This is a genomic window from Flavobacterium sp. RSSA_27, from assembly GCF_051547125.1.
Lineage (GTDB): Bacteria > Bacteroidota > Bacteroidia > Flavobacteriales > Flavobacteriaceae > Flavobacterium.
Window position 1 is genome coordinate 210028 of record NZ_JBPTTN010000005.1, and the last position, 26643, is coordinate 236670.

Annotated in this window: 28 protein-coding genes; 20 read left to right on the plus strand and 8 right to left on the minus strand. The window is 34.9% G+C overall.

Annotation, left to right across the window (positions count from 1 at the left end):
• Window positions 1–159: 159 nt before the first annotated feature.
• The 11 genes from recF to ACSVH5_RS08870 all read left to right on the plus strand — a co-directional run bounded on the left by recF (window position 160) and on the right by ACSVH5_RS08870 (window position 11492).
• Window positions 160–1239 carry a DNA replication/repair protein RecF gene (recF, locus tag ACSVH5_RS08820; protein ID WP_438061070.1) on the plus strand — a complete coding sequence of 360 codons (1080 nt, stop codon included), beginning with the start codon at window positions 160–162 and terminating at the stop codon, window positions 1237–1239.
• A gap of 99 nt (window positions 1240–1338) precedes the next feature.
• The gene (locus ACSVH5_RS08825; RefSeq protein WP_438061071.1) at window positions 1339–2037 is read left to right on the plus strand and encodes a thioredoxin domain-containing protein; all 699 of its coding nucleotides are present in this window, start codon (window positions 1339–1341) and stop codon (window positions 2035–2037) included.
• A 3-nt stretch (window positions 2038–2040) separates the two neighbouring features.
• Complete coding sequence (locus ACSVH5_RS08830) at window positions 2041–2712, plus strand: DUF2461 domain-containing protein (protein WP_438061072.1); 672 nt, start codon at window positions 2041–2043, stop codon at window positions 2710–2712.
• Window positions 2713–2743: 31 nt separating this feature from the next.
• Window positions 2744–3757, plus strand: a complete 1014-nt coding sequence (gene murB, locus ACSVH5_RS08835) for a UDP-N-acetylmuramate dehydrogenase (protein ID WP_438061073.1) — start codon at window positions 2744–2746, stop codon at window positions 3755–3757.
• Between the two features lie 148 nt (window positions 3758–3905).
• Complete coding sequence (locus tag ACSVH5_RS08840; protein WP_438061074.1) at window positions 3906–4520, plus strand: FMN-binding negative transcriptional regulator; 615 nt, start codon at window positions 3906–3908, stop codon at window positions 4518–4520.
• Window positions 4521–4594: 74 nt separating this feature from the next.
• The gene (locus tag ACSVH5_RS08845) at window positions 4595–5701 is read left to right on the plus strand and encodes a glycosyltransferase (RefSeq protein ID WP_438061075.1); all 1107 of its coding nucleotides are present in this window, start codon (window positions 4595–4597) and stop codon (window positions 5699–5701) included.
• Window positions 5692–6243, plus strand: a complete 552-nt coding sequence (locus ACSVH5_RS08850; protein WP_438061076.1) for an RNA polymerase sigma factor — start codon at window positions 5692–5694, stop codon at window positions 6241–6243. The genes ACSVH5_RS08845 and ACSVH5_RS08850 overlap by 10 nt, the downstream gene beginning before the upstream one ends.
• A 199-nt stretch (window positions 6244–6442) precedes the next feature.
• Window positions 6443–7264: an energy transducer TonB gene (locus tag ACSVH5_RS08855; protein ID WP_438061077.1), complete on the plus strand. Its 822-nt coding sequence runs from the start codon at window positions 6443–6445 to the stop codon at window positions 7262–7264.
• Window positions 7265–7390: 126 nt separating this feature from the next.
• Window positions 7391–8260: a lipoyl synthase gene (gene lipA, locus ACSVH5_RS08860; protein WP_438061078.1), complete on the plus strand. Its 870-nt coding sequence runs from the start codon at window positions 7391–7393 to the stop codon at window positions 8258–8260.
• Between the two features lie 44 nt (window positions 8261–8304).
• Entirely contained in the window at window positions 8305–9297 is a 993-nt protein-coding gene (gene gap, locus ACSVH5_RS08865) for a type I glyceraldehyde-3-phosphate dehydrogenase (protein ID WP_438061079.1), read from the plus strand.
• 11 nt (window positions 9298–9308) lie between these two features.
• The gene (locus tag ACSVH5_RS08870) at window positions 9309–11492 is read left to right on the plus strand and encodes an ATP-binding protein (RefSeq protein WP_438061080.1); all 2184 of its coding nucleotides are present in this window, start codon (window positions 9309–9311) and stop codon (window positions 11490–11492) included.
• On the opposite strand, the gene ACSVH5_RS08875 is transcribed toward ACSVH5_RS08870, so the two are convergent.
• The 3 genes from ACSVH5_RS08875 to ACSVH5_RS08885 all read right to left on the minus strand — a co-directional run bounded on the left by ACSVH5_RS08875 (window position 11489) and on the right by ACSVH5_RS08885 (window position 14102).
• Window positions 11489–12301 carry a purine-nucleoside phosphorylase gene (locus ACSVH5_RS08875; protein WP_438061081.1) on the minus strand — a complete coding sequence of 271 codons (813 nt, stop codon included), beginning with the start codon at window positions 12299–12301 and terminating at the stop codon, window positions 11489–11491. The two genes, ACSVH5_RS08870 and ACSVH5_RS08875, sit on opposite strands and share 4 nt — an antisense overlap.
• On the minus strand, window positions 12273–13298 hold the full coding sequence (gene lpxK, locus ACSVH5_RS08880; RefSeq protein ID WP_438061082.1) for a tetraacyldisaccharide 4'-kinase: 1026 nt from the start codon (window positions 13296–13298) through the stop codon (window positions 12273–12275). Before lpxK ends, ACSVH5_RS08875 begins: the two co-directional genes overlap by 29 nt.
• Before the next feature lie 66 nt (window positions 13299–13364).
• Window positions 13365–14102: a hypothetical protein gene (locus ACSVH5_RS08885; RefSeq protein WP_438061083.1), complete on the minus strand. Its 738-nt coding sequence runs from the start codon at window positions 14100–14102 to the stop codon at window positions 13365–13367.
• A 228-nt stretch (window positions 14103–14330) separates the two neighbouring features.
• Between ACSVH5_RS08885 and ACSVH5_RS08890 the strand changes: the two genes are divergently transcribed.
• The 4 genes from ACSVH5_RS08890 to rluF all read left to right on the plus strand — a co-directional run bounded on the left by ACSVH5_RS08890 (window position 14331) and on the right by rluF (window position 18017).
• A complete protein-coding gene (locus ACSVH5_RS08890) occupies window positions 14331–15446 on the plus strand; it encodes a Nif3-like dinuclear metal center hexameric protein (RefSeq protein ID WP_438061084.1) in 1116 nt (371 codons plus the stop codon).
• 3 nt (window positions 15447–15449) lie between these two features.
• A complete protein-coding gene (locus tag ACSVH5_RS08895; protein ID WP_438061085.1) occupies window positions 15450–16229 on the plus strand; it encodes a zinc ribbon domain-containing protein in 780 nt (259 codons plus the stop codon).
• Window positions 16230–16265: 36 nt separating this feature from the next.
• Window positions 16266–17117 (plus strand): alpha/beta fold hydrolase, encoded by an 852-nt coding sequence (locus ACSVH5_RS08900; RefSeq protein WP_438061086.1) that lies wholly within the window; start codon window positions 16266–16268, stop codon window positions 17115–17117.
• 87 nt (window positions 17118–17204) lie between these two features.
• Window positions 17205–18017, plus strand: coding sequence for a 23S rRNA pseudouridine(2604) synthase RluF (gene rluF / locus ACSVH5_RS08905; RefSeq protein ID WP_438061087.1), 813 nt, complete (start codon window positions 17205–17207; stop codon window positions 18015–18017).
• A gap of 44 nt (window positions 18018–18061) precedes the next feature.
• On the opposite strand, the gene ACSVH5_RS08910 is transcribed toward rluF, so the two are convergent.
• The 5 genes from ACSVH5_RS08910 to ffh all read right to left on the minus strand — a co-directional run bounded on the left by ACSVH5_RS08910 (window position 18062) and on the right by ffh (window position 22912).
• The gene (locus ACSVH5_RS08910; RefSeq protein WP_438061088.1) at window positions 18062–19441 is read right to left on the minus strand and encodes a DUF4153 domain-containing protein; all 1380 of its coding nucleotides are present in this window, start codon (window positions 19439–19441) and stop codon (window positions 18062–18064) included.
• Between the two features lie 54 nt (window positions 19442–19495).
• The gene (locus tag ACSVH5_RS08915; protein WP_438061089.1) at window positions 19496–19789 is read right to left on the minus strand and encodes a winged helix-turn-helix domain-containing protein; all 294 of its coding nucleotides are present in this window, start codon (window positions 19787–19789) and stop codon (window positions 19496–19498) included.
• 6 nt (window positions 19790–19795) lie between these two features.
• Complete coding sequence (locus tag ACSVH5_RS08920) at window positions 19796–20410, minus strand: hypothetical protein (RefSeq protein WP_438061090.1); 615 nt, start codon at window positions 20408–20410, stop codon at window positions 19796–19798.
• A 122-nt stretch (window positions 20411–20532) separates the two neighbouring features.
• Window positions 20533–21411 (minus strand): bifunctional 5,10-methylenetetrahydrofolate dehydrogenase/5,10-methenyltetrahydrofolate cyclohydrolase, encoded by an 879-nt coding sequence (locus ACSVH5_RS08925; protein ID WP_159686821.1) that lies wholly within the window; start codon window positions 21409–21411, stop codon window positions 20533–20535.
• A 145-nt stretch (window positions 21412–21556) separates the two neighbouring features.
• The gene (ffh, locus tag ACSVH5_RS08930; protein WP_438061091.1) at window positions 21557–22912 is read right to left on the minus strand and encodes a signal recognition particle protein; all 1356 of its coding nucleotides are present in this window, start codon (window positions 22910–22912) and stop codon (window positions 21557–21559) included.
• Between the two features lie 184 nt (window positions 22913–23096).
• Between ffh and ACSVH5_RS08935 the strand changes: the two genes are divergently transcribed.
• The 5 genes from ACSVH5_RS08935 to ACSVH5_RS08955 all read left to right on the plus strand — a co-directional run bounded on the left by ACSVH5_RS08935 (window position 23097) and on the right by ACSVH5_RS08955 (window position 26615).
• Complete coding sequence (locus ACSVH5_RS08935; RefSeq protein WP_438061092.1) at window positions 23097–23789, plus strand: hypothetical protein; 693 nt, start codon at window positions 23097–23099, stop codon at window positions 23787–23789.
• Window positions 23790–23795: 6 nt separating this feature from the next.
• Complete coding sequence (locus tag ACSVH5_RS08940) at window positions 23796–24494, plus strand: type 1 glutamine amidotransferase (protein ID WP_438061093.1); 699 nt, start codon at window positions 23796–23798, stop codon at window positions 24492–24494.
• Entirely contained in the window at window positions 24491–24733 is a 243-nt protein-coding gene (locus ACSVH5_RS08945; RefSeq protein WP_438061094.1) for a CBU_0592 family membrane protein, read from the plus strand. Before ACSVH5_RS08940 ends, ACSVH5_RS08945 begins: the two co-directional genes overlap by 4 nt.
• Before the next feature lie 306 nt (window positions 24734–25039).
• A complete protein-coding gene (locus ACSVH5_RS08950) occupies window positions 25040–25399 on the plus strand; it encodes a hypothetical protein (protein ID WP_438061095.1) in 360 nt (119 codons plus the stop codon).
• 103 nt (window positions 25400–25502) lie between these two features.
• A complete protein-coding gene (locus ACSVH5_RS08955) occupies window positions 25503–26615 on the plus strand; it encodes an efflux RND transporter periplasmic adaptor subunit (RefSeq protein ID WP_438061096.1) in 1113 nt (370 codons plus the stop codon).
• Window positions 26616–26643: the final 28 nt, after the last annotated feature.

The following is a 26643-nucleotide window of genomic DNA, read 5'->3' on the forward strand; positions in this document are numbered from 1 at the left end:
TTGGTCCCTATGGACAGCCAAAATTAACCTATAGTTACAAGCATCAACGATATTATCCCTAGACCAAAAGCAAATAATATCAATATTTTTCGATAATTTGCACCCCTTAAATAAAGGGTGTAAATAGTCCCCAATCGTATCCTTAGTAAATTATCATCAATGTATTTAAAGAAAATTTCGTTATTCAATTATAAAAATTTTGGCGAAGCTGAATTTGAATTTGACATCAAAATCAATTGCTTTGTTGGCAAAAACGGAATTGGAAAAACGAATGTTTTGGATGCCATTTATCATTTGGCTTACGGTAAAAGTTATTTTAATCCGCTGGCCATTCAAAATATCAAACACGGTGAGGATTTTTTTGTAATTGATGCTTTGTTTGAAAAAAATGAGCGCAACGAACAAATTGTTTGCAGCATCAAAAAAGGACAAAAAAAGATTTTAAAAAGAAACGGCAAAGCCTACGATAAATTTTCGGACCACATTGGTTTCATTCCACTGGTCATTATTTCGCCAGCCGACCGCGACCTTATTATAGAAGGCAGCGAAACCCGAAGAAAGTTTATAGACAGCGTGATTTCACAATTGGACGCGACCTATTTACAGCAATTGATTCAGTATCAGAAAACAATCAGTCAGCGCAATGCTTTATTGAAGTATTTTGCCTTGAACCACGTTTTTGACAAGGACACCTTATCTATTTACAACGAGCAATTGGATGGTTTTGCTGCCTTACTTTTCGAAAAAAGGAAAGCCTTTATTGCCGAATTTTTACCGATTTTTAATAAACATCATCAAGCCATTACTGGAAGCGCAGAACAAGTACAACTTGTTTATGAAAGTCATCTTTATGAAAATTCTCTTTTAAACTTACTAAATGAAAATTTAGCTAAAGACCGAGCGTTACAGTACACCAGCGTTGGCATCCATAAAGACGATTTGTCGTTTGAGATTGATTCGTTTCCTATCAAAAAGTTTGGTTCTCAAGGCCAACAAAAATCATTTTTGATTGCGCTAAAACTGGCTCAATTTGATTTCCTAAAACAACAAAGTGGCGTAAAACCGATACTGCTTTTTGATGATATTTTTGATAAGCTAGATGAATTTCGAGTAGCCAAAATTATCGAAATGGTAAAAGACGATTCGTTCGGACAACTCTTTATATCGGATACCCATCCCGAAAGAACCGAAGCCATATTGCAATCGACTTACCAAAGCTATACTGTTTTCAATTTGTAGCTACCAAAAAGAACTCGCTATAGCATTCAAGATTTGAAATGTTTTATTTTAATCAAAGCCCAAAAAATAATTACTTTTACATAAAATCATTCAATACTTATGAAGAACATTTTTATCATCGCATTGGCAATGTTTTTTAGTTTTACTTCTTGCCAAAGTCAAACTTCAAAAAACATACAACTACTAGAAGCTTCAGTTTTTGCAGAGAAAATACAAAACATCCCAAATGCACAAATCCTTGACGTAAGAACGCCTCAAGAATTTGCGGATGACCATATAGAAAATGCCCAAAATATAAACTGGCTCAATGCTGATTTTGCCACAAATGTTGCAACATTAGACAAAACAAAACCGGTTTTTGTGTACTGCAAAGCAGGTAGTCGTAGTCAAAAAGCTGCCGCAAAATTAGAAGAAATGGGATTTACCACCATTTATGATTTACAAGGTGGTATTCTAAAATGGGAAGTCGCTGGACTTTCAAAACCAAGTGACAAACTTGTTGGAATAAACCGTCAACAATTTGAAACACTTTTGAACTCAGACAAAAAAGTACTAGTCAATTTCTTCGCCCCTTGGTGCGCTCCTTGCAAAAAAATGGAACCGTACATCTCAAAAATGCAAAAAGAAAATAGCGACAAAGTTGTTATTGTTCGTTTGAATGCCGATGACAACAAAACCATTATGAAAGAATTAAAAGTAGAAGAACTTCCTACCCTGCTTTTGTACGAAAACAAAAATCTAAAATGGAAAAGTAGCGGATTTGTAAGCGAAGAAGATTTGAAAAAACAAATACTATAACTTATGGTTTCTGAAAGCACAATACAATTCTTGAAAGATTTAAAAACCAACAACAACAGAGAGTGGTTTTTAGACAACAAAAAACGATACGAAGCTGTAAAAAAAGAATACTACCAAATAACTGCTGACATCTTGGATAGTATGAAAGCTTTGGACCCAACTTTAGAGCTTTTGGAAGTAAAAAACTGTGTATTCAGAATCAATCGTGACATTCGTTTTTCAAAAGATAAATCGCCGTACAAAACCCATTTGGGCATTTGGCTTTCTACTGGAGCAAAAAATGTAGAATCGGCTGGATATTATTTACAAATCGATGCCGAAAATCCTTTTGTTGGCGGCGGAATGTATTGCCCTCAACCCGAACAAATTCAGAAAATCAGAAAAGAAATCAACTTTTTTTATGACGATTTAATAGCCATAACTAGCAACAAAGATTTCGTCTCCAATTACAAAGCACTGAATCGTGACGAAAATTCAACGCTAAAAAATCCACCAAGAGGCTACGAAAAAGACAATCCAGCCCTAGAGTTTTTAAAGTTAAAAAGCTACACCGCCACAGAAAACTTTAGTCTTGAACTTTTGACACACAAAGATTTCATTCCATTAATGGTTCAAAAAATGATTGCTTTGCGACCGCTAAACGAATTCCTCAACAGAGCTTTAGAAACAGAATAACCTGTTTGCAACAGACAAAATAATTATCCTTATGGAAATCCTTGAAAATTTTTCATTAAAAAAATACAACACTTTTGGCATTGAAGCCAAAGCCAAACAATTCGTTGCTGTTCATTCTACCGAAGAACTTCAACAAGTATTAGCACAGTATCCCAACGAAAAAAAATTCATTTTAGGAGGAGGCAGCAATATGCTGTTAACCCAAGACGTTGACGCCTTGGTCATCCACATCGATTTGAAAGGGAAAAAGATAATTGATGCCAATGACGATTTTGTTTGGGTCGAAGCTCAAGCTGGCGAAAACTGGCACGAGTTCGTGCTTTGGACCATCGAGCAAGATTTTGGTGGATTAGAAAATATGTCGCTTATTCCGGGTAATGTGGGCACTACTCCCGTTCAAAACATTGGCGCTTATGGTGCCGAAATCAAGGATACTTTTGTTTCGTGCAACGCTATGCACATAGCCTCTCAACAAAACAAAAGTTTCACTAATGCCGATTGCCATTTTGGATACCGCGAAAGCATTTTCAAAAATGAAGTAAAAGGCCAATTCATCATCACGAGCGTGATTTTCAAATTAACCAAAAGAAATCACCACATCAACACCTCTTACGGCGATATTACTGGAGAATTAGCCAAAAACGGCATTACACAACCCACGCTAAAAGACGTGAGCAACGCCGTAATTGCCATCCGAAAAAGCAAATTACCCGACCCAAAAGAGCTAGGCAACAGTGGTAGTTTCTTCAAAAACCCAATCCTTCCAAAAGCCGATTTCGAAAGCATTCATAAAAAATTCCCAGAAATGCGCTTTTTTGAGGTCTCTCCTACCGAGGTCAAAGTGCCTGCGGGTTGGCTAATCGAGCAAGCGGGTTTCAAAGGCAAACGCTTTGGCGACGCTGGAATTCACAAAAATCAGGCGCTGGTGCTTGTCAATTACGGCAACGCGACAGGGCAAGAAATCGTGGCGGTCTCCAAAAATATCCAAGAAACTATTTTTAACACCTTTGGCATCCACATCGAGGCCGAAGTGAATATCATTTAGAAGCAAAACAATAGGCTTTTCAGGAAACAAGGTTCCCGCTCTTCGTTACAATCTTTGTTGCCGAACCCCGGCAACAAAGGATTTCCACTACGATCGGGGCTAGCGAGCCACAAATAGCTTTTTTGTAAACATTCAAAAATCTAAAAAAATGTACACACCCACTATTTACCAACTAGAAAATCCTGACACCATTCGCACCTTTCTTAAAGAAAATGCTTTTGGCATACTCATCAATCAAACCAACGGAAAATTATGGGCCACGCACATCCCGATGGAATTGGATTGCAATAGCGAAGGAAAAGAAATCTTACACGGTCACCTTTCCAAAGAGAACCCTCAAGGCGCTGCTTTTGTAGATAATGCGGACGTATTGGCTGTTTTTACAGGTCCACACGCTTACATTTCGTCTTCTTGGTACGACCACGAAAACGTTCCCACTTGGAATTACACCGCCGTTCACGTATACGGAAAAGTAAAAATCATTCACGGAGAAGCGGTAATCGATTCTCTAACAAAATTGGTAGACAAATATGAACAAACCTCAGCCTGTCCGGTAAAAGTAAGTGAGTTATCCAAAGCTACGATGCAACAAGTCAAGGGTGTAATTGGCTTTGAAATTGAAATCACACAAATTGAAGCAATACAAAAAATGTCTCAAAATCGTGACGACCACAATTACAAAAACATAATTGAGGAGTTACAAAAAACACAAACTCCTTCTTCCATTGCTGTTGCAGAAGAAATGAAAAAATTAAGAAAGTAAACAACCGATTGTGTGGAAAGTTTACAATTGATAAGTAACTTTGCAGCCATCGCTATCAGAAACTAATTATTACAATGTTTTTATACCTACTATACATTTTTATCGCCTTAATTGTCATACAATTTGTATACTATATTGGCATTTTTAGCAAATTTTCCTTCACAAAACAAGAAGTAATTGTACCCAAAAACATTCCTGTTTCGGTAATTGTTTGTGCCAAAAACGAAGAAGAAAACGTTAAAGAATACATTCCGATTCTTGCACAACAAGACTATCCAACCTTCGAATTAGTACTGATAGATGACGCTTCTAGCGATGAAACATTAGAGGTTTTTGAAGCCTTTGAACAACAATTTCCCAACATTCGATTAGTAAAAGTAAAGAACAACGAAGCCTTTTGGGGCAATAAAAAATATGCTTTGACCTTAGGTATTAAAGCTGCAAAATACGAACATCTGTTGTTTACTGATGCAGATTGTTTTCCGCATACCAAAGATTGGATTACCCAAATGGTCGCTCACTTTGATACCGAAAAAAAAATAGTTTTAGGATATGGAGGATACCTCAAAACAGCTAATTCTTTTTTGAACAAAATCATCCGTTATGAAACGGTATTAACTGCGATTCAATATTTTGCGTGGGCAAAAGCAGGCCGCCCCTATATGGGAGTTGGCCGAAACCTGGCCTATAAAAAAGAAGTTTTCTTTGGTGTCAATGGATTTATAGACCACATCCAAGTGCGATCAGGTGATGATGATTTATTTATTAATCAAGCAGCCAATAGCGAGAACACCACCATTGCTTACCACCCCTCAAGCTTTACCTACTCTGAACCTAAAAAAACATTCAAAGAATGGTTCAATCAAAAAAGACGACATATAGCTACCGCTGAACATTACAAATTGGGGGATCAAATCCAACTTGGTGTTTTTTATATCTCTCAATTATTGTTTTTTTGTGCAGCCATCTTTTTACTCATTTTTCAATATGAATGGATTATTGTGGTAAGCCTGATTGGCTTTAGATACCTATTCTCTTGGATTAGTTTTGGATTTGGAGCCAAAAAATTAAATGAAAAAGATGTTATTTTTTGGTATCCTATTCTTGAATTTTGGCTTATATTCACACAAATTAATATCTTTATTACCAATATTTTTTCAAAACCTGTACATTGGAAATAAATAAAAAAATTGAAAAAGCTAAAAAAGGAGATCAAATTGCTTTTACCTTCTTGTTAGATCATTATTGGAGTGAAGTGTATGGTTTTATGCTCAAAAGAACCGAAAACGAAACCGATGCAGAAGACATTACTATCGAAACTTTTTCCAAAGCCTTCGATAAAATAAGCACCTACAATAGTGAGTTTCAATTCAACACTTGGTTAATAGCTATAGCAAAAAATGTCCACATTGATTTACTACGCAAGAAAAAATCCAATCTTTTTGTAGAAATAACCGAAGAACAAGACCGACAAGCCCAAAATATTGCAGACACAACCCCATCAGCAGAAGACGAACTGATTACAGAGCAAAATTTATCTCGTTTATTACAATTCATCAAGGAATTAAAACCACATTACCAAGAAGTCATTCAATTGCGTTATTTTCAAGAATTAAGCTACCAAGAAATCGCTACTAAAATCGACGAACCCATCAGTAATGTAAAAATTAAGCTCCTGAGAGCTAAAAAGTTACTAGCAGAAATCATCCATCAAAAACGCTAGTTGCGTCTAAATTTTCTATTTTTTATATTGTTATTTTTTTAATAAAAACCTACAAAAACCACCAATAAAACACCTGTATAGTTAAATACTTATAATTATTTTTGTATTTTAACACAATAACAAAACACTTGTTAACGTTGTTAAATACAAAGATACTGCTTATGATGCTATAGTTACTTAACCTCTAAAACTATATACCATGTCAAAATTAAGTATTTACGAAAGCCGCTGGATTGATCTTGTTTTTGAACACAAAAACAAAAATTATGGAGCCTACCAATTACGCCAAGAGAACACTAAAAACACAGTGTCTGCATTTTTTCTTGGAGTAGTATCAATTACCACTATTGCCTGTATTGCCATGGTTATTAACAAGCTAAGCCCAAATACCATTGTAACGCCTGAAATACCAAAAATTATAATCCGTCCTGTAGATTTAAATGAGATCATTCCGATAACACCTGAAGACCCTGTTAAAAAAACAGCCCTTCCAACAGTAAAAAACCCTGTTGAAAATGTGGTAACCACCCAGCAAATGTCCAATCCACAAGTTGTAAATGCACAGGTGGCTACTCCCGAAGTCCCAAAAAACAATGAGTTTTCTCAATCCAACACAACAACCGCTGTTGGTGGTGAGGCTTCAACTGGAACGGTGACTACTGCAACACTAGGCACAACATCCGAAGTAGCATTACCCAATAATTCCATAGTGAATGCCGCTGTACTAGATAAATTACCAGAATTTCCTGGTGGAATGAAAAAATTCTATACCTACGTTGGGAATAATTTTGCAAAACCAGACATCGAAGGATTAGCCACGATAAAAGTGATGATTGCCTTTGTTATAGAAAAAGATGGCAGCATGACCGATATTCGCCTTTTAAAAGACCCAGGATACGGATTAGGACAAGAAGCTATTCGAGTATTAAAATCATTAAAAACAAAATGGGTACCCGGAATCCTAAATGGTAACCCCATGCGTACAGCCTATACATTACCCATTGTCATAAAAACAGAATAATTGCAATAAGGCAGGGCATTTGATCCTGCCTTATTTTTTTTACATAAGCACTAAAAAACTGATAGATCAGATACTTTTTTTCCATGCAACTTTGCCCTATATTTGTGGCGCTGAAAATTTGAAAAAATGGAAACCTTAACAGACAACACTTTACCGATAGGCAAACCAAAATGGTTAAAAGTAAAATTGCCCATTGGACAAAAATATACCGAACTACGCGGATTGGTAGATAAATACAGCTTAAACACCATTTGTACTTCTGGAAGCTGCCCTAATATGGGAGAATGCTGGGGAGAAGGAACTGCTACCTTTATGATTTTGGGAAATATCTGTACGCGTTCTTGTGGCTTTTGTGGGGTAAAAACAGGCAGACCAGAAACCATCGATTGGGACGAACCTGAAAAAGTGGCTCGTTCTATTAAAATCATGAACATCAAACACGCTGTAATAACAAGTGTTGATAGAGATGATGTAAAAGATGGTGGATCCATTATTTGGAATGAAACCGTAAAAGCCATTCGAAGAATGAATCCAAACACTACTTTAGAAACTCTAATTCCTGATTTTCAAGGTATAGAAAGAAACATCGACCGTATTGTAGAAGCCAATCCAGAAGTGGTTTCGCACAATGTAGAAACCGTTCGAAGATTAACTCGCGAAGTACGTATACAAGCCAAATACGACCGAAGCTTAGAAGTCTTACGCTATCTAAAAGAAAAAGGCATCAACAGAACTAAATCTGGAATTATGCTTGGATTGGGTGAACAAGAAGAAGAAGTTTTTCAAACACTTAGAGATTTGCGCAATGCAAATGTGGATGTAGTCACAATTGGTCAATACTTACAACCTAGCAAAAAACACCTTCCGGTAAAGGAATTTATTACTCCTGAGCAATTTGCCAAATACGAAGAGTACGCGCTTTCCTTGGGCTTTAGACATGTTGAAAGTGGACCATTAGTTCGTTCTTCATACAAAGCACAAAAACATATTTTATAAAACACTTCCTATAACAGGATAAGTACCAGTAACAATTACTCCTATTGAAAACAAGAATTGCTATTAATGGTTTTGGACGCATTGGTCGGAATTTATTCCGACTTTTAATCAACCATCCTACAATCGAAGTGATTGCGATTAATGACATCGCCAATGTTGAAACAATGGCACATTTAATAAAATATGACAGCATACATGGTATCTTGGCTGAAAAAGTAAGTTATGACACCGATAGCTTAATAGTTGCAGATAAACATTATTGGTTTTATAATGAAAAACAACTTGCCAACTTAGATTGGAAAAAGCATGCTATTGATTATGTTATAGAAGCAACAGGTAAATACAAAACCTACGAAGAAATTGCTGCACACCTCACTGCTGGAGCAAAAAAAGTGATTTTGACAGCACCAGCCGAAGTTGAGAACATCAAAACAGTTGTTTTAGGAGTTAACGAAGACATTTTGAACGGTACCGAAACCATCATTTCTAATGCGAGCTGTACTACCAATAATGCCGCACCGATGATTCAAATCATTGATGAATTGTGTGGTATTGAACAAGCATACATTACCACTATTCATTCTTATACAACCGATCAAAGTCTACATGACCAACCGCATAAAGACCTGAGAAGAGCAAGAGGAGCCAGTCAATCCATTGTTCCCACTACTACAGGAGCTGCCAAAGCCCTCACAAAAATTTTTCCAAAATTAGAAGGTAAAATTGGAGGTTGTGGTATTCGTGTTCCAGTCCCAGATGGCTCATTAACCGATATAACTTTTAACGTAAAAAGAGCGGTTACCATCGAAGAAATCAACAAAGCCTTCAAAAATGCAGCCCAAAACAAACTCAAAGGCATATTGGATTACACAGAAGATCCTATTGTCTCGGTAGATATTATTGGCAATACTAATTCCTGTCTTTTTGATGGTAAATTGACCTCAGTCATAGATAAAATGGTGAAAGTCGTAGGCTGGTATGATAACGAAATAGGCTATTCCTCTAGAATAATTGATCTTATACTTCACACAAAATAGTACAACATACTATGAAAGCAATGTTAAAATACCTATTGATTGTACTGTTAACTAGTAGTAATTTGCTAATTGCCTCTAGAACACAAATTATTGATAGCGTATCTATTTATCAAAATCTTTCACAATACAATATCAAAATTCACAATTACGAAAAGGCAACACTTTTTGCTACCAAAGCACTACAATTCAGTCAAAAGACTAAAAATTATGAAAGCCAAATTCAACAAAATTTTGCTCTTGGCAAATTATATTTCGACCTAAACAGAATCAACGAAGCTCAAAACTATTTCGAACAAAGTCGTCTATTAAATACCAAAAGACCCGTTACTTTTTGCAAATTAAAAACACTTTACTTTCTCGCATTTTGTGCTATAGAAAAAAAAGAATGGACCAACGCAGCTTCTTACTTTGCTCAAGCTGACCAATTACCTATTGCTACTTCTATCCAAAACAAGGCAAATGTTTTACTTTTAAAGAAAGCCAAATTATATTACAGCAACAATCAATTAACGGTAGCCTCAGAAAATTTCACTAGACTCTTAGCTCAAACTAATTTTGAAAATGAAAAAAACATCATAGAAGAAGCATATTTATACAAAGGCATGATTGCATTGAGGTACACGAAATACAAAGATGCCTTAGACATGTTAGAAAAAGCTTTGAATATCAATAGAATTACTAAAAATCTAAAAAGCAAAGAAAGTATTTTGTTGCATCTTAGTAAATGTCACAAAGGATTGCGAAATTTTGACCAAGCCTATTCTTATTTAGAAGAATATCATTTGCTAAAAATGCATTTAGCGGAAATCTCCAACTCGAAACAAAATATAGAGAACTTCAAAAAATTCAAGCGAGACGAACAATACAAAGATTTCATCGATAAAAACAAACAGCAACAGAAAGAAGAGGATGCTCATAAATACTCAAAATTGATCAACATATTAGCTGTTGCCCTAATCACCATACTATCGTTATTAAGTTTTTCCTTATACAAAAACAACATCATAAGAAACGAAAGCAATAAACTTTTGAAGGAAAAAAATCAAGAATTAATTATTGCAAAAAACAATGCCGAAAAAGCATCGAAAGCTAGAGCCGAATTTCTATCAACAGTAAGTCATGAATTGAGGACACCACTCAATGCAATAAATGGAATAACACATCTTCTTTTAGAAGAAAAACCTAAAAAATCCCAACTCAATTATTTAGCTTCCTTACAATTCTCAGGAAATTACCTTGCAACATTTATCAATGAAATTCTTGAAATAAATAAGATTGAATCCAATAAAATTGAATTGGAAAGCATTTCGTTTCACTTAAAAGAGTTACTCGAAAACATCCAAAGTTCACTAAATAAGTTTGCATTGACCAATAACAATGAATTCCATCTTTTATTTGACCAAAACATTCCGGATTATCTCATTGGTGACCCTACAAAACTATCTCAAGTATTTTTAAACTTAATCAACAATGCCCTTAAGTTCACCCAAGATGGATCGGTAACGATTAAAGTTAAATTATTAAAGAAGGAGGAGGATACCGTAAAAATCAATTTTCAAATCATCGATACCGGCATAGGTATTCCCAAAGATAAACTGGAATTAGTTTTCGAAAATTTCTCTCAAGGCTCTGTGGAAATCAACAGAAAATATGGTGGAACAGGACTTGGATTAACAATTGTAAAGAAGTTAGTTAAAGTATTGGGAGGAAAAATAAAATTGGAAAGCGAGGAAGGAAAAGGCTCAACTTTTTCGTTTAGTCTTCCGTTCAAAGTAGCTGAAAGTTTGGTAGAAACTACTGAAAAAGAAACTAATTATGATGAAAATCAATTCAAAAGCAAAAAAATATTATTGGTTGAAGACAACAAAATCAACCAAATGATTACCAAAAAAATGCTTGAAAACAAAGGAATTGTTTGTATTATCATAGACAATGGTGAAAGTGCTGTTCAATTAATGCATAACCATGATTATGATTTGGTATTGATGGATGTTCATTTACCCGGAATAAATGGAACGGTTGCTACACAAGAGATTAGAACTTTTGACACCTCAACGCCTATTATTGCACTAACGGCCATTTCATTGGATGAGAATAGAGAAATGCTACTTTCCTATGGGATGAATGATGTCATTACAAAACCATTTGTACCAGAAGAGTTTTATACTATTATTTCAAAATACCTTCCTAATTAATACGTTTCGATTAGATTTCGGATTAAATGCCTCACTTTAGGCTCTGCCCCTTTGGCTGCTTCTAGGACTTCGTCATGAGAAATGGTATCAATACTATCCGCATCCCCCATGTCAGTAATTACTGAAATCCCAAAAGTTTCAAGATCCATATGACGAGCCACTATAACCTCGGGAACGGTAGACATCCCCACACAGTCAGCTCCCACTGCTTTAACCATTTTATACTCGGCCAAGGTCTCAAATGTTGGTCCTTGTAAGGCCAAATAAACACCGACATGAACTTTAATTCCTAAATCCGCAGCCAGTGAAGTAGCATGGCTGATCATTTTTCTTGAATACGGCTCACTCATATTGACAAAACGAGGGCCAAAACGTTCGTCATTTTTCCCTCTTAAAGGGTGTTCAGGCATGAAATTAATATGATCTTTTAGTATCATAATCGATCCTACTTGAAAATCCGAATTAACTCCGCCACAAGCGTTTGATACTATTAACTTACTCACCCCCAAATACTTCATAACTCTTACAGGAAACGTCACTTCTTTCATAGAATAGCCTTCGTAAAAATGGAAACGCCCTTGCATGGCTACCACCTTTTTGTCTCCAATCCTTCCAAATACCAAAGCACCTTTATGTCCTTGCACTGTGGATACTGGGAAATTTGGAATATCGGCATAAGGTAAAGTGTATTCTATTTCGATTTCCTCGGTAAAACTTCCTAATCCTGAACCTAAAATCACCCCATATTCAGGTGCAAAATTGATTTTATTTTGAATAAAACTAACGGTTTCTTGAACTTGTTCCCACATAATCTAAAATGGTTTGGTCGAATTCTTTTTCATTACTGATAAAAGAACTTCGAATTGGTAAATAATACAATTGTTCAGAAAGAATGGAATCTTTCAATCGAACATAATCTTTTTCGGTAGTGATAATTTTTCTACCCTTGGCTTGCTTTTGAATAGCTATAATCTCGCTTTCGCTAAAATGATGATGATCTGGAAATGTCAAACATTCATCATTTGCTTCTTTAAGATGCTCAAAAAAAGATGCTGGTTTTGCAATTCCTGCCAAAAGCAATTTGGATTCCTTTCCTAAATCGGCCAATTTTACTTTTAAATCTTTCGAATAAACCGAATCTTCATAGTCTATAAAGGTAAAATATAATTGCTGATTATCGGCTACCTTGAGTTGGTTTTTTATCCTTATTTGTTCCGAAGAAGAAAGGTTTTTAGGGCATTTGGTTACCACCACAATCGCTGCTCTTTGGGCTCCATTGCTACTTTCTCTTAAGTTTCCTGTTGGCAATATATAGTCATTGGCATAAATATCTCCGTAAGCCGTTAATAGAATATAAAAACCTGCTTTTACTTTGCGGTGTTGATAAGCATCATCTAACAAAATAACTTCTGGAGAAATCTTTTGTGACAACAATTGTTCGATACCATTTTTCCTATCAGCATCTACCGCTACTTGAATAGCGGGAAACTTTTGAAAAAACTGAAACGGTTCGTCTCCAAAAATTGCCGCATTGACTGATGCATCGGCTAGTAGAAAACCTTCGGATTGTCTTTTGTAACCTCTGCTCAAAGTCGCCACGCGATAGTTACTTGAAAGCAACCGAATCAAATATTCAATTTGAGGCGTTTTGCCCGTTCCGCCAACACTTAAGTTTCCTACCGCAATAATTGGCAATGGAAATGCATACGATTTTAAAAATCCAATATCAAATAGAAAATTTCGGATAGTTGTGATAAGGCCATATACAACAGCAAAAGGAAAAAGTAATTTTCGGAGTAATTTCATAATACGAAATTAGGACAAAATATTAAAACATCTCCAAACAACAATTAATTTATAGCAACACTACTGCTAATTTGAACTTGTTCTTCTTTCTAAATAGTCTTTCTGCTTTTTAAATAAAAAATCCAACAAAGTCAATTCATCTTTGTTTATAAAAACTTTTTTTGATTGAGGGTCTTCTTTACAAAAAGCCAAGAAATTATCTATTTCATTTTTTTGAAGACCAAGCTTTTGCAGATAAAAAGTCTCGCTTAAACTAACTTTAGCATAAGCTATAAAATCTTCCTCAGGTTGTTTTTTCCGTTTTGGTTTATCAGGATTTTTGAAAAGACTGATTATTTTTCTTCCAATTTCCATAAAATCCATCCCGTTGGTAATAGTACCATCATAGACAAAAGGATTTTTTGGATTAGCAGCTTGTTTATCAATTCTAGCGGCAGCCGCTTGCTCATAAGTAAACAATGGGACATTTAACTTAGTATTTGTAACAACTACTTCATCCAATTCGATAGCTGACTTAATGAGGTTAACCTTCCATTGTTTCATCTGAAAGTACTCTGGAACAACCACCACCTTTTTAAAAACATACTCTTTCGAATAAAACGCTACAAGGTCTTTACTTTTTGCGGAAATCACAAAAAAACCTCGACTATCGGTTTTGGTGCTTTGCTCTGTGCTCAAATTGATTACTTCGATTCCGCTAACTGCCAATGTATCGCACATCACTTTTCCTTTCAACAGATTAGTGGTTTGTGCCTTTCCAAAAGAGAAAAATAAAAGTCCAAAAACAATGGCCAGTTGCTTCATAATTACATAAAAATTAGACTACAAAAATACCCAATAATCGTTCTGTCTTTCAAAAACTATCCTAATTTACTGTTAATGAATCTTTAAAATATTCAATCGACCAAAAAAAGAGAAAATTGACGACTACTAAATTATTCATTAAAAAAAGCTAAAAAGTGTATATTTGTTAGGCTTTTCAAGTTCTCACAACCGAGAACTAAATCAATCCAATACTCAAAAATCTTTTGAATGAAAATAAAACAAATCCTTGCGCTACTTGAAGAAATGGCACCACTAGGCTATGCCGAAGATTTTGACAATGTAGGTTTATTAATTGGTGACCAAGATGCTGAAACAACTGGTGTTTTGGTTTGTCACGACGCTTTAGAGAATGTAATCACCGAGGCAATCAATAAAAATTGCAATTTGGTTGTTTGCTTTCACCCCATTCTTTTTTCGGGCATTAAAAAAATTACTGGCAAAAATTATGTTGAAAAAGCAATTCTAAAAGCGATTAAAAATGACATTGCCATTTATGCCGTTCACACCGCTTTAGACAATCATCCTGAAGGTGTAAATCAAATCTTCTGCGATGCCTTGGGCTTAACCAACACCAAAATATTAGTTCCCAAACAAAACTATATTCGCAAATTAGTTACCTACACGATACGAGAAAATGCTGATGCTGTTCGAAACGCTTTGTTTCAAGCGGGCGCAGGAAGTATTGGTAATTATGATAATTGCAGTTTTAATTCTGAAGGTACTTTCACCTATCAGGGCAACGAAAATAGCAATCCCGTAGTAGGACAAAAAGGCGTTTTATCAACAGGAACCGAAACCAAAATAGAAGTTGTTTTTGAAAAACATTTGCAATCAAAAGTGTTGAAAGCATTATTTACTACACATATCTACGAAGAGGTAGCCTACGAAATTTATGATTTGCAAAACAATTACCAAAAGATTGGACTAGGAATGGTGGGCGAACTAGAAGAACCGATGGAAGAAGCTTCCTTTTTGCATTTGGTGAAAGAAAAAATGCAAGCAGAAGGCATACGACATTCGGCATTTTTGGGTCGCACCATCAAAAAAGTAGCCGTTTTGGGTGGCGCTGGAAGTTTTGCCATTTCACAAGCCATACAAGCAGGAGCTGATGCCTATTTGACGGCTGATTTGAAATATCATCAGTTTTATGAAGCAGAAAATCGAATACTTTTAGCAGATATCGGACATTTTGAAAGCGAACGTTATACAAAAAATTATATTGTTGAGTATCTTCGAAAAAAAATCCTTAATTTTGCACCCGTCTCGCTACCAAGCGGAATCATTTTATCAGAAGAAAATACAAATCCAGTTAAGTACTTATAGAATATGGCCACTACGAAAGAATTAAGTGTTGAAGAAAAGTTAAGAGCAATCTACGATTTACAACTTATTGACTCAAGAATTGACGAAATTAGAAACGTAAGAGGAGAGCTTCCTTTAGAGGTAGAAGATTTAGAAGACGAAGTTGAAGGTTTAAGCACTCGTACCGAAAAATTAAAAGCAGATCTTGAGGTTATCGAAGACATGATCAAAGTAAAGAAAAATGCCATCGACGAGCACAAAGAAGCGATTAAAAAATATACCAAACAACAAGAAACAGTTCGTAATAACAGAGAATTCAACTCTTTGACCAAAGAAGTAGAGTTTCAAGAATTAGAAATTCAATTGGCTGAAAAGCAAATCAAAGAAATGAAAGCTTCTATCGAACACAAAAAAGAAGTAATTGCTAATTCTAAAGAAAAGTTAGAAGCAAAATCATCTCACTTAAAGCACAAAAAGTCAGAATTGGAAGCTATCATGGCCGAAACTCAAAAAGAAGAAGCCTTTTTGACTCAAAAATCACAAGAATTTCAAGCATCAATTGAACCCCGTTTATTAGCAGCTTATACTAGAATTAGAACTAGCGTTCGTAATGGTTTAGCGGTTGTATCTATAGAAAGAGGCGCATCAGCTGGTTCCTTCTTTACGATTCCACCACAAACACAGGTAGAGATTGCAGCAAGAAAGAAAATCATCATCGATGAGCACTCAGGAAGAATCTTAGTCGACAGTGTTCTTGCTGAGGAAGAAAGAGAAAAAATGGAACAATTGTTCTCCACAATCTAAATCTAACAAGCCTCCTTTTTAGGAGGCTTTTTTGATATGAAAAAAACCGCACTTTATCTTTATATCAAATTCTTAGGTTTAGGACTAAATCTACTAAGTTTTGCGTTCCCAAAAAAAGCGACCAAAATTGCTTATGGTTTATTTAGCGAACCAAGAGCTGGGAAACTAAACAATAAAAAACTCCCGAAGATTCTTCAAAAGGCTCAATCAGAACAAATAAATTTTGAAAACTCTTTCTTTCAAACCTATACTTGGAAAGGAAATGATACTCTAATTTTGTTAGTACATGGTTGGGAGAGCAATGCTTCTCGTTGGGAAAAATTATTACCTTTCTTAAAAAAATCTGGCAGTACCATTGTGGCTATTGATGCACCTGCCCATGGCTTATCTAGCGGCAAAGAATTTAGTATTCCACAATATGCGGAATTTATACACCTTGCGGTTCAAAAATTCAATCCTGATTACCTTATTGGTCATTCCATTGGAGGTCAAACGTGTTTGTATTACCAATCGAAGTATCAAAACAAAGCGATACAAAAAATGGTGATTTTAGGTACTCCAAGTGATTTTACCATTATACTTTCCAATTTCATCAAATTATTGCGACTCAATACTACCATTGCCAAAAATATCGAGAATCATTATTTAGATCATTTTCGCTTAGATATTCATCAATTTTCAAGTCATTTGTTTGCTAAAAAAATTGAAACTAAAGGTTTTATTGCACATGACACTGAAGATACAGTGGTCAAAATTTCCGAAGCTAAAAAAATTGCGGCCACTTGGAAAGATGCCATTTTCTATGAAACTAAAGGTTTAGGTCACAGTATGCATGATCCCCAACTGTACCATAAAGTAAGTGATTTTTTATTCGGAAAAGAAAGCTAAGAATCCTCCCAAAAGACAATTTTAATTATAAAAACAAACAATTGTATTAGTATCCTAAACTGCTATTCAATTTTGTATTTTTGCATTATGGAAGTAAATCTAAAACGACTCAATAAATTCATTGGCGAAACAGGCTATTGTTCTCGTCGTGAAGCTGATAAATTAATCGAAGAAGGCCGAGTGACCATTAATGGTGTGGTTCCTGAAATGGGGACTAAAGTATCACCCCAAGACGAAGTACGCATAGACGGAAAATTGATTACTGAAAAACACGAAAAATTAGTGTACTTGGCTTTCAACAAACCCGTAGGCATTGAGTGCACAACGAATCTAGAAGTTCGTAACAATATCGTAGATTACATTAATTACCCAAAGCGTATTTTTCCTATTGGCCGATTGGACAAAGCCAGTGAAGGCTTAATTTTTATGACCAATGACGGAGATATTGTAAACAAAATTTTGCGTGCTAGAAACAACCACGAGAAAGAATATACAGTTACCGTAAACAAACCTATAACCGACCGTTTTATTCAAAGAATGGGTAACGGTATTCCGATTTTGGAAACAGTGACTCGCAAATGCAAAGTAGAGCAAATCAGTAAATACACCTTCAAAATTATTTTAACACAAGGCTTAAATCGTCAAATACGTAGAATGTGCGAATATTTAGGCTATGAAGTAACTGCTTTGAAGCGTATTCGAATCATTAACATCTCATTGGATATTCCAGTAGGACGCTACAGAGAGTTAACCGATGCCGAAATCAAAGAGCTCAACATGCTAATAGAACCTTCTAGCAAAACAGAAGAAGCCAGCTTACCTAAAGCTGAAACTCCCAAACGAAGAGCCGAGTTCATCAAAAAAGACGATCCTCGATTTAAGAAGAGAGGAGATTATTAAATAGAAAACCCAAGATGAGAGTCTTGGGTTTTATTATTTTTTTCTTAGTCTTTTATGAACTCATAATACAAAACCTTAGATAAAAAAGATTCCTTTTTTTGTTGATGGATAAAACCTTGTCTGTAGGAATATTGCTCAGGAGTATTGATTTTGTTCGCTAAAAAATAGTTATCCCTCGATTCATCATTAAAATTCAAGCTACATAGAAAAGTAGGCTCCACTCCTTTCCCTACCGAAATATTGTAGATTGTAATTATATTTCCCCAATTGATACTAGCACACAAAAGAATGGTTCCATAAAAATACCAGACCATTTGATTAAAAATATAAGCATTGGTCTTTTGACGAATAATCTTTATAAAAGTATACCCCAAACCTATAAAAGCCAAAATCAAGAAGGCATAAACCCCCAACCTTTTGTATGTCAGACCAAAAAAAGAAACATATTCTGAATTCTTGATAAACGTACTTATGATTAACACACTATTTAAAAGAATCCAAATTTTGGCTAAGCGTTTAAGATGAACCGCTCTTTTATCAAAATTAAAACCACCTTTAAAGTAAAACAATAAAACACCAACCGCCATAATCGTTGAAAAAATAACCGCATTCACTCTTTCGTGCGTCGCTTTACTCAATGAGCTACTTGCTGTTACTTCAAAAAATTGTTCGTAGTTGTAGGTAACTATAAAAACCAAAAGTATGGTATTAAGCAACCACAAAGTGATTTCACCACTCTTCCTTTCAAAATCTAAATCCAAAAAAGAAAAAGTGGGTTGATTTACCTCCTCGGCTATTACGAAGTCATTAGCTAACTTTTCATTAAGTTCATAGGATATGTCGGGAACCCAATAATTCCAAAAACTAAAGGAAATATAAAACCCAATCAAAACGATTAAAAGCAGTTCAAAAATATCCAAATCTAAAGTGTAGTCTGTAAAAAGTGCCGAAAAATGGTCACTACCAAAAGAATATACAACAAAAAACAGCAACAAAAACACTAGTGGAATCACTACATAAGCAATCAGTTTTTTAGCAAAATCATTTTTTAATTCTCGTTTAGGCAGCCATTGTCCAAACAAAAAAGGGCGACCTAAAGAAGCAAATCCATTAACAACAATCAATGGAAACAATTGTATCAATTTTAACTCAACCAATTGTGTCCTAAATTGCAGCATAATAATAGAGAGAAAAAGCGCTAAAAAAGAAGCAAAATCGCCATACCAAGCAAACGACAAACAAGATAAGACACAAGTAAAAACTAGCCACCAATGGGATTTATTGACGAACTGATTTTTAAAAAAATAAACAATCATTACCGTCAGAAACAAACCAAAAATAGCAAGGTTTAAACCAACAGACTGATTGTAAAAAAGCAAGGTAAAAACGAAGCTTGAGGCAAAAATGAAATGGTGTTTTTTCATGATTTTAAATTTAAAAGTACTTTGTATTTCAAAGCAATTAGACAAAAAAAATAGTTATTTAGTTTTCAATAATTTTTCAAGACTTTTGAGATGTTGTTCAAAGGCAACACGCCCTTTATTCGTTACTCGATACGAAGTTTTAGGTTTCTTACCTACAAATTCTTTTTTAACTTCGATATATTCCCCCTTTTCTAAAGCACTGGAATGGCTAGCTAAATTTCCATCGGTTATATCCAATAGCGATTTCATTTCGGTAAAATCTACCCAATCGTTAACCATCAAAATAGACATAATGCCTAATCTGACGCGACTCTCGAAATCTTTATTTAGTTTATCTATAATTCCCATCGATGGTTACTTATATTTTTTGAATAATAATAAACCATAGAAAATGTGCAATATACCGAAACCGAGAATCCAAAATACCAAACCGTATCCCACAAAAAACAAAGCAATACTTCCTAAAACTACCTCTGAAAATCCTAGGTATTTAATATCTGAGTAAGTATATTTCTCTGCATTTAGCAAGGCTAAACCATAAAAAATCAAGGTGCTAGGTGCTACCAAAATAAACATCTGATGATAAACAAGTGCAAAACAAAAGACAGCACCGGCAATTAGAGGAATTGCTAAATTGAAAAGCATATTTTTTGTAGCTGAAGTCCAGATTGGCAAGTTTAATTTTTTACTTTTTCTAACTGTAAAAAAAATACCAAAAGCAAGTGCAAAGAACAAGATAACAAATGCTGTAAGGATTAATTCGGTAATTAAACTAGTAGAATACAACTGATGATTGTCTGCAAAATACTCAATACCATTGGCTTTAAACAATTGATAAACATATACACCGCCTAGTAGAGCAGACAAACCAGCAAAAACGCCAGACAAACCGCTTAAAGAAATAAAACGGGAAGAACGCTCCATCATGGAACGGATATGCACTAAATCTTCTTGATGCTTTTCAGTCATAATAAAAGTACTTTGAATTACAAAGTTAATAAAATAATTCAAACATCATAATTTATTTTAATTGATTTTTAAAAAAAAGCCACTTAAAAAAAGTGGCTCTATAAATTTTAAAAAAAGAACTATTATTTCATTCTCATTTTTCTAGCTAATAAGGTGTTTTGCAACAGCATCGCTATGGTCATTGGCCCAACACCACCAGGTACTGGAGTGATGAATGATGATTTTTTACTTACCCCATCAAAATCAACATCGCCGGTGATTACATATCCTTTTGGGTGAGAAGCGTCTTCGACTCTAGTGATTCCTACGTCGATAACAACAACGCCGTCTTTTACCATATCGGCTTTCAAATAATTTGGAACACCTAATGCGGTGATGATTATATCAGCATTTTTAGTAAATTCTTCAATGTTTTTTGTTCTACTATGGGTTAAGGTAACGGTCGAATCCCCTGGATTCCCTTTACGACTCATCAAGATACTCATTGGACGGCCTACGATATGACTTCTTCCAATTACAACCGTATGTTTTCCTACTGTATCCACTTTGTAACGCTCTAACAATTGCATGATTCCAAATGGTGTCGCTGGAATAAAAGTATCCATATCCAGTGCCATTTTGCCGAAATTAGCTGGATGGAAACCGTCTACATCTTTGTCAGGGTCAATTGCCATTAATATTTTTTGTTCATCAATATGTTTTGGCAATGGCAATTGTACGATGTAACCGTCTAAATCATCATCTTCATTCAATTCTTTTATTTTTAACAATAACTCAGCTTCAGTAATACTTTCTGGCAAACTCACCAAAGTAGATTCAAAACCAATTTGCTGACAAGAACGCACTTTACTACCAACGTAAGTTAAACTTGCGCCATCTGTACCTACAATTACTGCTGCCAAATGAGGCACTTTCTCCCCATTGTCTTTCATTTGTTGTACTTCAATGGCTATCTCTTTCTTGATATCCTCAGATGTTTTTTTTCCGTCTAGTAGTTGCATTTTTGTTTTGTTTATAAGTTTAAAAGTTTAAAAGTTTAAAGACTTAGAAAGACCTTACTTCTAAACTTTAAAAAAAAATGTATTGCTATAAAAAATGAGGTTAAAAACTTAAAACGTAATTAAACTTTTAAACCTTAAACCCATCTTATCTCATTCCGGGCATACCTGGCATTCCTTTCATGCCTCCCATCATTTTCATTAAATTTTTGCCGCCTGGACCTTGCATCATTTTCATCATTTTGCTCATTTGGTCGAATTGCTTCATCAATTGATTGACTTGCTCCACTTTTGTACCAGAACCTTTTGCGATTCTAATCTTACGTTTAGCATCAATTAATGCTGGTTTGCTTCTTTCTCCAGGTGTCATTGAATAGATAATGGCTTCAATATGTTTGAATGCATCGTCTTCAATTTCGATATCTTTCATGGCTTTGGAAGCACCTGGTATCATTCCTACCAAATCCTTCATATTACCCATTTTCTTTACTTGCTGAATTTGAGTCAAGAAATCATCAAAACCAAATTCATTTTTAGCAATTTTCTTTTGTAATTTTCTTGCTTCTTCTTCGTTGAACTGCTCTTGTGCACGCTCTACCAAAGAAACAACGTCTCCCATTCCAAGGATACGTTCTGCCATACGAATAGGATAGAATACATCAATTGCATCCATTTTCTCTCCTGTTCCTACAAACTTAATTGGTTTGTTTACAACAGTCTTGATAGACAAGGCTGCTCCACCGCGAGTATCACCATCTAATTTCGTCAAGATTACACCATCAAAATTCAAACGGTCGTTGAAAGCTTTGGCTGTATTTACTGCGTCTTGACCTGTCATAGAATCTACTACAAACAGGGTTTCTTGTGGTTGAATGGCTTTGTGAACGCGTTCGATTTCGTTCATCATTTCTTCATCCACTGCCAAACGACCTGCGGTATCGACGATTACCACATTGAATCCGTTGGATTTGGCGTGCTTAATCGCATTTTGTGCAATCTCTACAGGATTTTTGTTTTCTGGTTCAGAATAGACCTCAACGGCTATAGAATCTCCAACAACATATAATTGTTGTATCGCTGCTGGACGATAAATATCACAAGCCACTAAAAGGACCTTTTTATTTTTTTTGGTTTGAAGATAATTGGCCAATTTACCTGAAAAAGTCGTTTTACCAGAACCTTGTAAACCTGACATCAAAATTACGGATGGATTACCAGACAAATTGATTCCAGCAACATCGCCTCCCATTAATTCGGTTAATTCGTCTTTGACCAATTTCACCAAAAGCTGCCCTGGTTGCAAGGTCGTTAATACATCTTGACCAATCGCTTTTTCTTTTACTTTAGCCGTAAAATCTTTAGCAATTTTGAAATTAACATCGGCATCTAACAAAGCACGACGAACTTCTTTTAAGGTATCCGCTACATTGACTTCGGTAATTTTTCCGTGTCCTTTTAAAATATGAAACGCTTTATCTAACTTATCGCTTAAATTATCAAACATGATAGTATCTCTCTTAAATTAAGGCGCAAATTTAATGATTTGATATCGAAGTTTAAATATTAAAAACAATTTATTTGAAAGCGTTTTTCTTGAAAAGTCAAAGCTTACTAAAGTTGATAAAAAAGGAAGCAAAAAAGGGCTACACTTTACGAACTTCTTATATTTGCCCTAAAAAAAACAACATATGAAAAGTTTTACATTCCTTATACTATTGTTTTTTGGGTTCACCCATGCGCAACACCATGCCACACAACAAGACAAACCGGCTACTCATGGTATGCTTTTAATGGGTACGACTGTAATATATGCCTCGCACTTACCCATGTTTCATTCTCCTCACGATTACCAAATTATAGTAGCGCTCGAACTTGATGCCAAAACCAAGCAATTATTTATTGAGGACCAAGTACAACATCCCCACTATAGCTGCTATACCCTGGAACCTGAAAAATTTGTTTTGCCTGAAATGATGGCACAACCAAGACCATTTAAAGCCAATCTTTATCGAGGACATTTTGAAAGAGGTGGAACCAAAATAGCTACTGATGTAGTGGTTTCAATACAAAAAGTTTTGTACTCTTCTAAATTTGACCCCAAAGCAACCCCAACAGAAAACGGTGATTTTATCCTATTTGGCAATGAAAAAGAGCAGTTCTTAGCACATAAAATCACTAAAAGTCCAGCCTTTGATCAAGTAATTCAGGTTACCACTAGTCTCCCTTGGAAAAATAATAGTCATTATGTTGTAAGTGGTTTTTCGAATGAAAAAAAACCATTAGGAGTAAGTTCAAATACCATTGAAGCGAAAATGGATCAAAACACCATTTCGCTTGTTTTGCTCCGACAATTGTACTTAGAATTTGAAGATTTAAAATAATAACTTATGAGAATTCATTGTTTCCAACATGTCGCTTTTGAAAATTTAGGTGCCATTGCTTCATGGGCTGCCCAAAATAACCACAGCGTCACGTATACTCGCTTTTATGAAAATGAGCCCGAATTTCCTAAACTAACCTCATTTGATTTTTTAATTGTATTGGGTGGTTACATGAATGTAGACGAAGAAACGCAATTTCCTTGGCTCAAAGAGGAAAAAGCTTGTATTAAAAATGCAATTGAAGCCCAAAAAAAAGTACTCGGTATTTGTCTCGGTTCTCAGTTGATTGCTTCTGCATTGGGTAGCAAAGTAATGCAAAATAGTGAACCCGAAATTGGCTTTTTTCCACTTCACTTTAGCGATAAAGCTTTAGCTAATGGTCTTTTCGATCATTTTAAAAACCCATGTGAAGTTTTTCAATGGCATGGAGATACTTTTGAAATTCCTGAAAATGCCCTAATTTTAGCGAGCAGTGCCGCCTGCAAAAATCAAGGTTTTTGGATTGAAAACCAAGTTTTAGCACTACAATTTCACCTCGAAATGACGGAGGAGTTACTACATGAAATGCTAAAACACGATGGACATGAGCTAATAGAAAATCGAAACTACATACAAACCAAAGCTGAAATCATTGCTAAGCTTTCAACCTTACAATCGAATACAGAAGACTTATTCGAATTACTAGATAAATTTATTGCCTCATGAATTATAACGACATCATTGGAGCCATTGGTGTAGGAATCATCTTGATTGCCTATTTTCTTAACATCTTTTCACTAATCCCAAAAGAAGGCAAACTATACTTTCTTTTGAACATCTTAGGCGCGACTATTGCTTGCTATGCCTCTTTGCTTATCAACTACTTCCCGTTTGTGATTTTAGAGGGTACTTGGGCTTTAGTAAGTGGCTATGCCCTTTTTCAATTGTACAACAAAAAGCGTTAAAAAGAAACAGTGTTTTTAGATTTGAACTAAATTACACAATGATTTACCGTTAAAAGTGTTGCAAAAAAAAGGGAATAAAAGATACCCATTTACTCGAAACCTCGGCAATGAACTAGCAGAAGGAAAGTGCACTATTTATTAATGGTTTGAAAAGTAATCAATCATGAATAGAAACGCTTTCAAAAAAAGAAATGAAAACAAGTCTTATAGATTTACTAAAAATTACCTAAGATATTCTTAAATAGCCAACCACATTAAGTAATTCGTATATATTTGCAGCTCATAATGGAAAAAAGATTTCTTCATATGCGCTCAGTATTGATATGGCTTATTACGCTACTACTCTTTGTTGACACTACTGTACTTGCCAATACAGGAGCATCTTTCTCTTTTTCATTAAGCGATAAAAAGAGCCAACAATCTGTTTTGAACTATTTGTCGGCTACCTCTAAAGATTCGAACTCAAACGCTCCTTTTGAAACAACAAAGGATAGCGATCAAATCTCTGTTAACGAAATAGAAGATAGTTTCGAGACTTCTTTATTTCCAATTACTTTTCTTTATCAATTACCGTTGACTTTCAATTATAGAAAAATATCTGATTATATCCATATAGAGCCACATCAGTGTCACCAAGATATTGTCCCTCCTCCTCCAAAAAATTAAATAATTATTAGACTAAGTTGCTGTTGTATTGTGCATCCTAAGCAAAAGGATTGTCGATAAAGCAGAAATACACTGTACTTTCTATTATTTAATTTTCATAAAAATGAACAAAATTATTTTGATTTTTGTCCTAGTTCTTGCTATTGGGACCACTTTCTCTTGCAACTCCAACAAAAGCGAAAAAATCGCTTTAGAAAAATACCCTACCACTAGTCCTATTTTGGTAGACACTACTTTTACAATAGATCACGTAGCAGAAATACAATCTTTACAAAATGTTGAGATCAGAACAAAAATTAATGGCTACATCGAAAAAATATATGTTGATGAAGGTAAACCTGTAAAAGCAGGCCAATTACTTTTCACTATAAGTAGCCAAACTTTACAAAAAGATGTTCTTAAAGCGAAAGCAATGGTCAAAAATGCTTTAGCGGAGGCAAAAACTGCAGAACTTGATTTGCAAAACATTAAAATACTAGCCAACAAAAACATTGTATCCAAAACTGAATTAGAGAAAGCACAAGCAGCTTATACTGCTTCTTTAGCTCGCATTGATGAATACCGAGCGAATCAATCTAGTGCAGAAATTCAAGTTTCGTTGACTAAAATAAGAGCTCCTTTTGACGGTGTCATCAATCGAATTCCTTTCAAAATTGGGAGTTTAATCAATGAGGGAACGCTCCTTACTACAATATCCAACAACAGCTCTGTCTATGCTTATTTTAATGTATCCGAAAAGGAATACCTGCAATTTAAAGAGCAAAAAAAAGAGAATAACGCAGCAGATATTACTTTACTCTTAGCCAATAACAAAGCACATGCTTACAAAGGAAGCATTGAAACGATTGAAGGAGAATTTGACAAAACAACTGGAAATATAGCTTTTAGAGCCAAATTCCCAAACCCAGATTTACTATTAAAACATGGGTCAAGTGGAAAAATTCAGCTGACCAATACTATAAAAAAGGCTTTACTTATTCCTCAAAAAGCATCCTTTGAAATACAAGACAAAGTATACGTTTATGTTGTAGATGACAACAACATAGTACGCGCAAGAAATATTGAAATCAAACAACGCATTCAACACTTGTATGTAATCGAGTCGGGATTAAAAACAACGGACAGAATTATATATGAAGGCATTCAGAACTTGAAAGAAGGAGATAAAATATTCCCTGAAACCAAACGAATGCAAGAATTAATTTCAAAACTATAAAGTCTGTGGACTTTAAAAAAACAAAACA

What these genes read in the sequence shown, in the direction of transcription:
- ACSVH5_RS08830 (WP_438061072.1), top strand. Translation starts at nt 2,041, where the DNA reads ATGGTTTCTGAAAGCACAATACAATTCTTGAAAGATTTAAAAACCAAC.
- ACSVH5_RS08900 (WP_438061086.1), top strand. Translation starts at nt 16,266, where the DNA reads ATGAAAAAAACCGCACTTTATCTTTATATCAAATTCTTAGGTTTAGGA.
- ACSVH5_RS08845 (WP_438061075.1), top strand. Translation starts at nt 4,595, where the DNA reads ATGTTTTTATACCTACTATACATTTTTATCGCCTTAATTGTCATACAA.
- ACSVH5_RS08890 (WP_438061084.1), top strand. Translation starts at nt 14,331, where the DNA reads ATGAAAATAAAACAAATCCTTGCGCTACTTGAAGAAATGGCACCACTA.
- ACSVH5_RS08885 (WP_438061083.1), bottom strand. Translation starts at nt 14,102, where the DNA reads ATGAAGCAACTGGCCATTGTTTTTGGACTTTTATTTTTCTCTTTTGGA.
- ACSVH5_RS08940 (WP_438061093.1), top strand. Translation starts at nt 23,796, where the DNA reads ATGAGAATTCATTGTTTCCAACATGTCGCTTTTGAAAATTTAGGTGCC.
- lpxK (WP_438061082.1), bottom strand. Translation starts at nt 13,298, where the DNA reads ATGAAATTACTCCGAAAATTACTTTTTCCTTTTGCTGTTGTATATGGC.
- ACSVH5_RS08870 (WP_438061080.1), top strand. Translation starts at nt 9,309, where the DNA reads ATGAAAGCAATGTTAAAATACCTATTGATTGTACTGTTAACTAGTAGT.
- ACSVH5_RS08945 (WP_438061094.1), top strand. Translation starts at nt 24,491, where the DNA reads ATGAATTATAACGACATCATTGGAGCCATTGGTGTAGGAATCATCTTG.
- ACSVH5_RS08950 (WP_438061095.1), top strand. Translation starts at nt 25,040, where the DNA reads ATGCGCTCAGTATTGATATGGCTTATTACGCTACTACTCTTTGTTGAC.
- rluF (WP_438061087.1), top strand. Translation starts at nt 17,205, where the DNA reads ATGGAAGTAAATCTAAAACGACTCAATAAATTCATTGGCGAAACAGGC.
- ACSVH5_RS08915 (WP_438061089.1), bottom strand. Translation starts at nt 19,789, where the DNA reads ATGGGAATTATAGATAAACTAAATAAAGATTTCGAGAGTCGCGTCAGA.
- ffh (WP_438061091.1), bottom strand. Translation starts at nt 22,912, where the DNA reads ATGTTTGATAATTTAAGCGATAAGTTAGATAAAGCGTTTCATATTTTA.
- ACSVH5_RS08840 (WP_438061074.1), top strand. Translation starts at nt 3,906, where the DNA reads ATGTACACACCCACTATTTACCAACTAGAAAATCCTGACACCATTCGC.
- ACSVH5_RS08935 (WP_438061092.1), top strand. Translation starts at nt 23,097, where the DNA reads ATGAAAAGTTTTACATTCCTTATACTATTGTTTTTTGGGTTCACCCAT.
- recF (WP_438061070.1), top strand. Translation starts at nt 160, where the DNA reads ATGTATTTAAAGAAAATTTCGTTATTCAATTATAAAAATTTTGGCGAA.
- ACSVH5_RS08925 (WP_159686821.1), bottom strand. Translation starts at nt 21,411, where the DNA reads ATGCAACTACTAGACGGAAAAAAAACATCTGAGGATATCAAGAAAGAG.
- ACSVH5_RS08920 (WP_438061090.1), bottom strand. Translation starts at nt 20,410, where the DNA reads ATGACTGAAAAGCATCAAGAAGATTTAGTGCATATCCGTTCCATGATG.
- ACSVH5_RS08875 (WP_438061081.1), bottom strand. Translation starts at nt 12,301, where the DNA reads ATGTGGGAACAAGTTCAAGAAACCGTTAGTTTTATTCAAAATAAAATC.
- ACSVH5_RS08910 (WP_438061088.1), bottom strand. Translation starts at nt 19,441, where the DNA reads ATGAAAAAACACCATTTCATTTTTGCCTCAAGCTTCGTTTTTACCTTG.
- lipA (WP_438061078.1), top strand. Translation starts at nt 7,391, where the DNA reads ATGGAAACCTTAACAGACAACACTTTACCGATAGGCAAACCAAAATGG.
- ACSVH5_RS08855 (WP_438061077.1), top strand. Translation starts at nt 6,443, where the DNA reads ATGTCAAAATTAAGTATTTACGAAAGCCGCTGGATTGATCTTGTTTTT.
- murB (WP_438061073.1), top strand. Translation starts at nt 2,744, where the DNA reads ATGGAAATCCTTGAAAATTTTTCATTAAAAAAATACAACACTTTTGGC.
- ACSVH5_RS08955 (WP_438061096.1), top strand. Translation starts at nt 25,503, where the DNA reads ATGAACAAAATTATTTTGATTTTTGTCCTAGTTCTTGCTATTGGGACC.
- ACSVH5_RS08895 (WP_438061085.1), top strand. Translation starts at nt 15,450, where the DNA reads ATGGCCACTACGAAAGAATTAAGTGTTGAAGAAAAGTTAAGAGCAATC.
- ACSVH5_RS08825 (WP_438061071.1), top strand. Translation starts at nt 1,339, where the DNA reads ATGAAGAACATTTTTATCATCGCATTGGCAATGTTTTTTAGTTTTACT.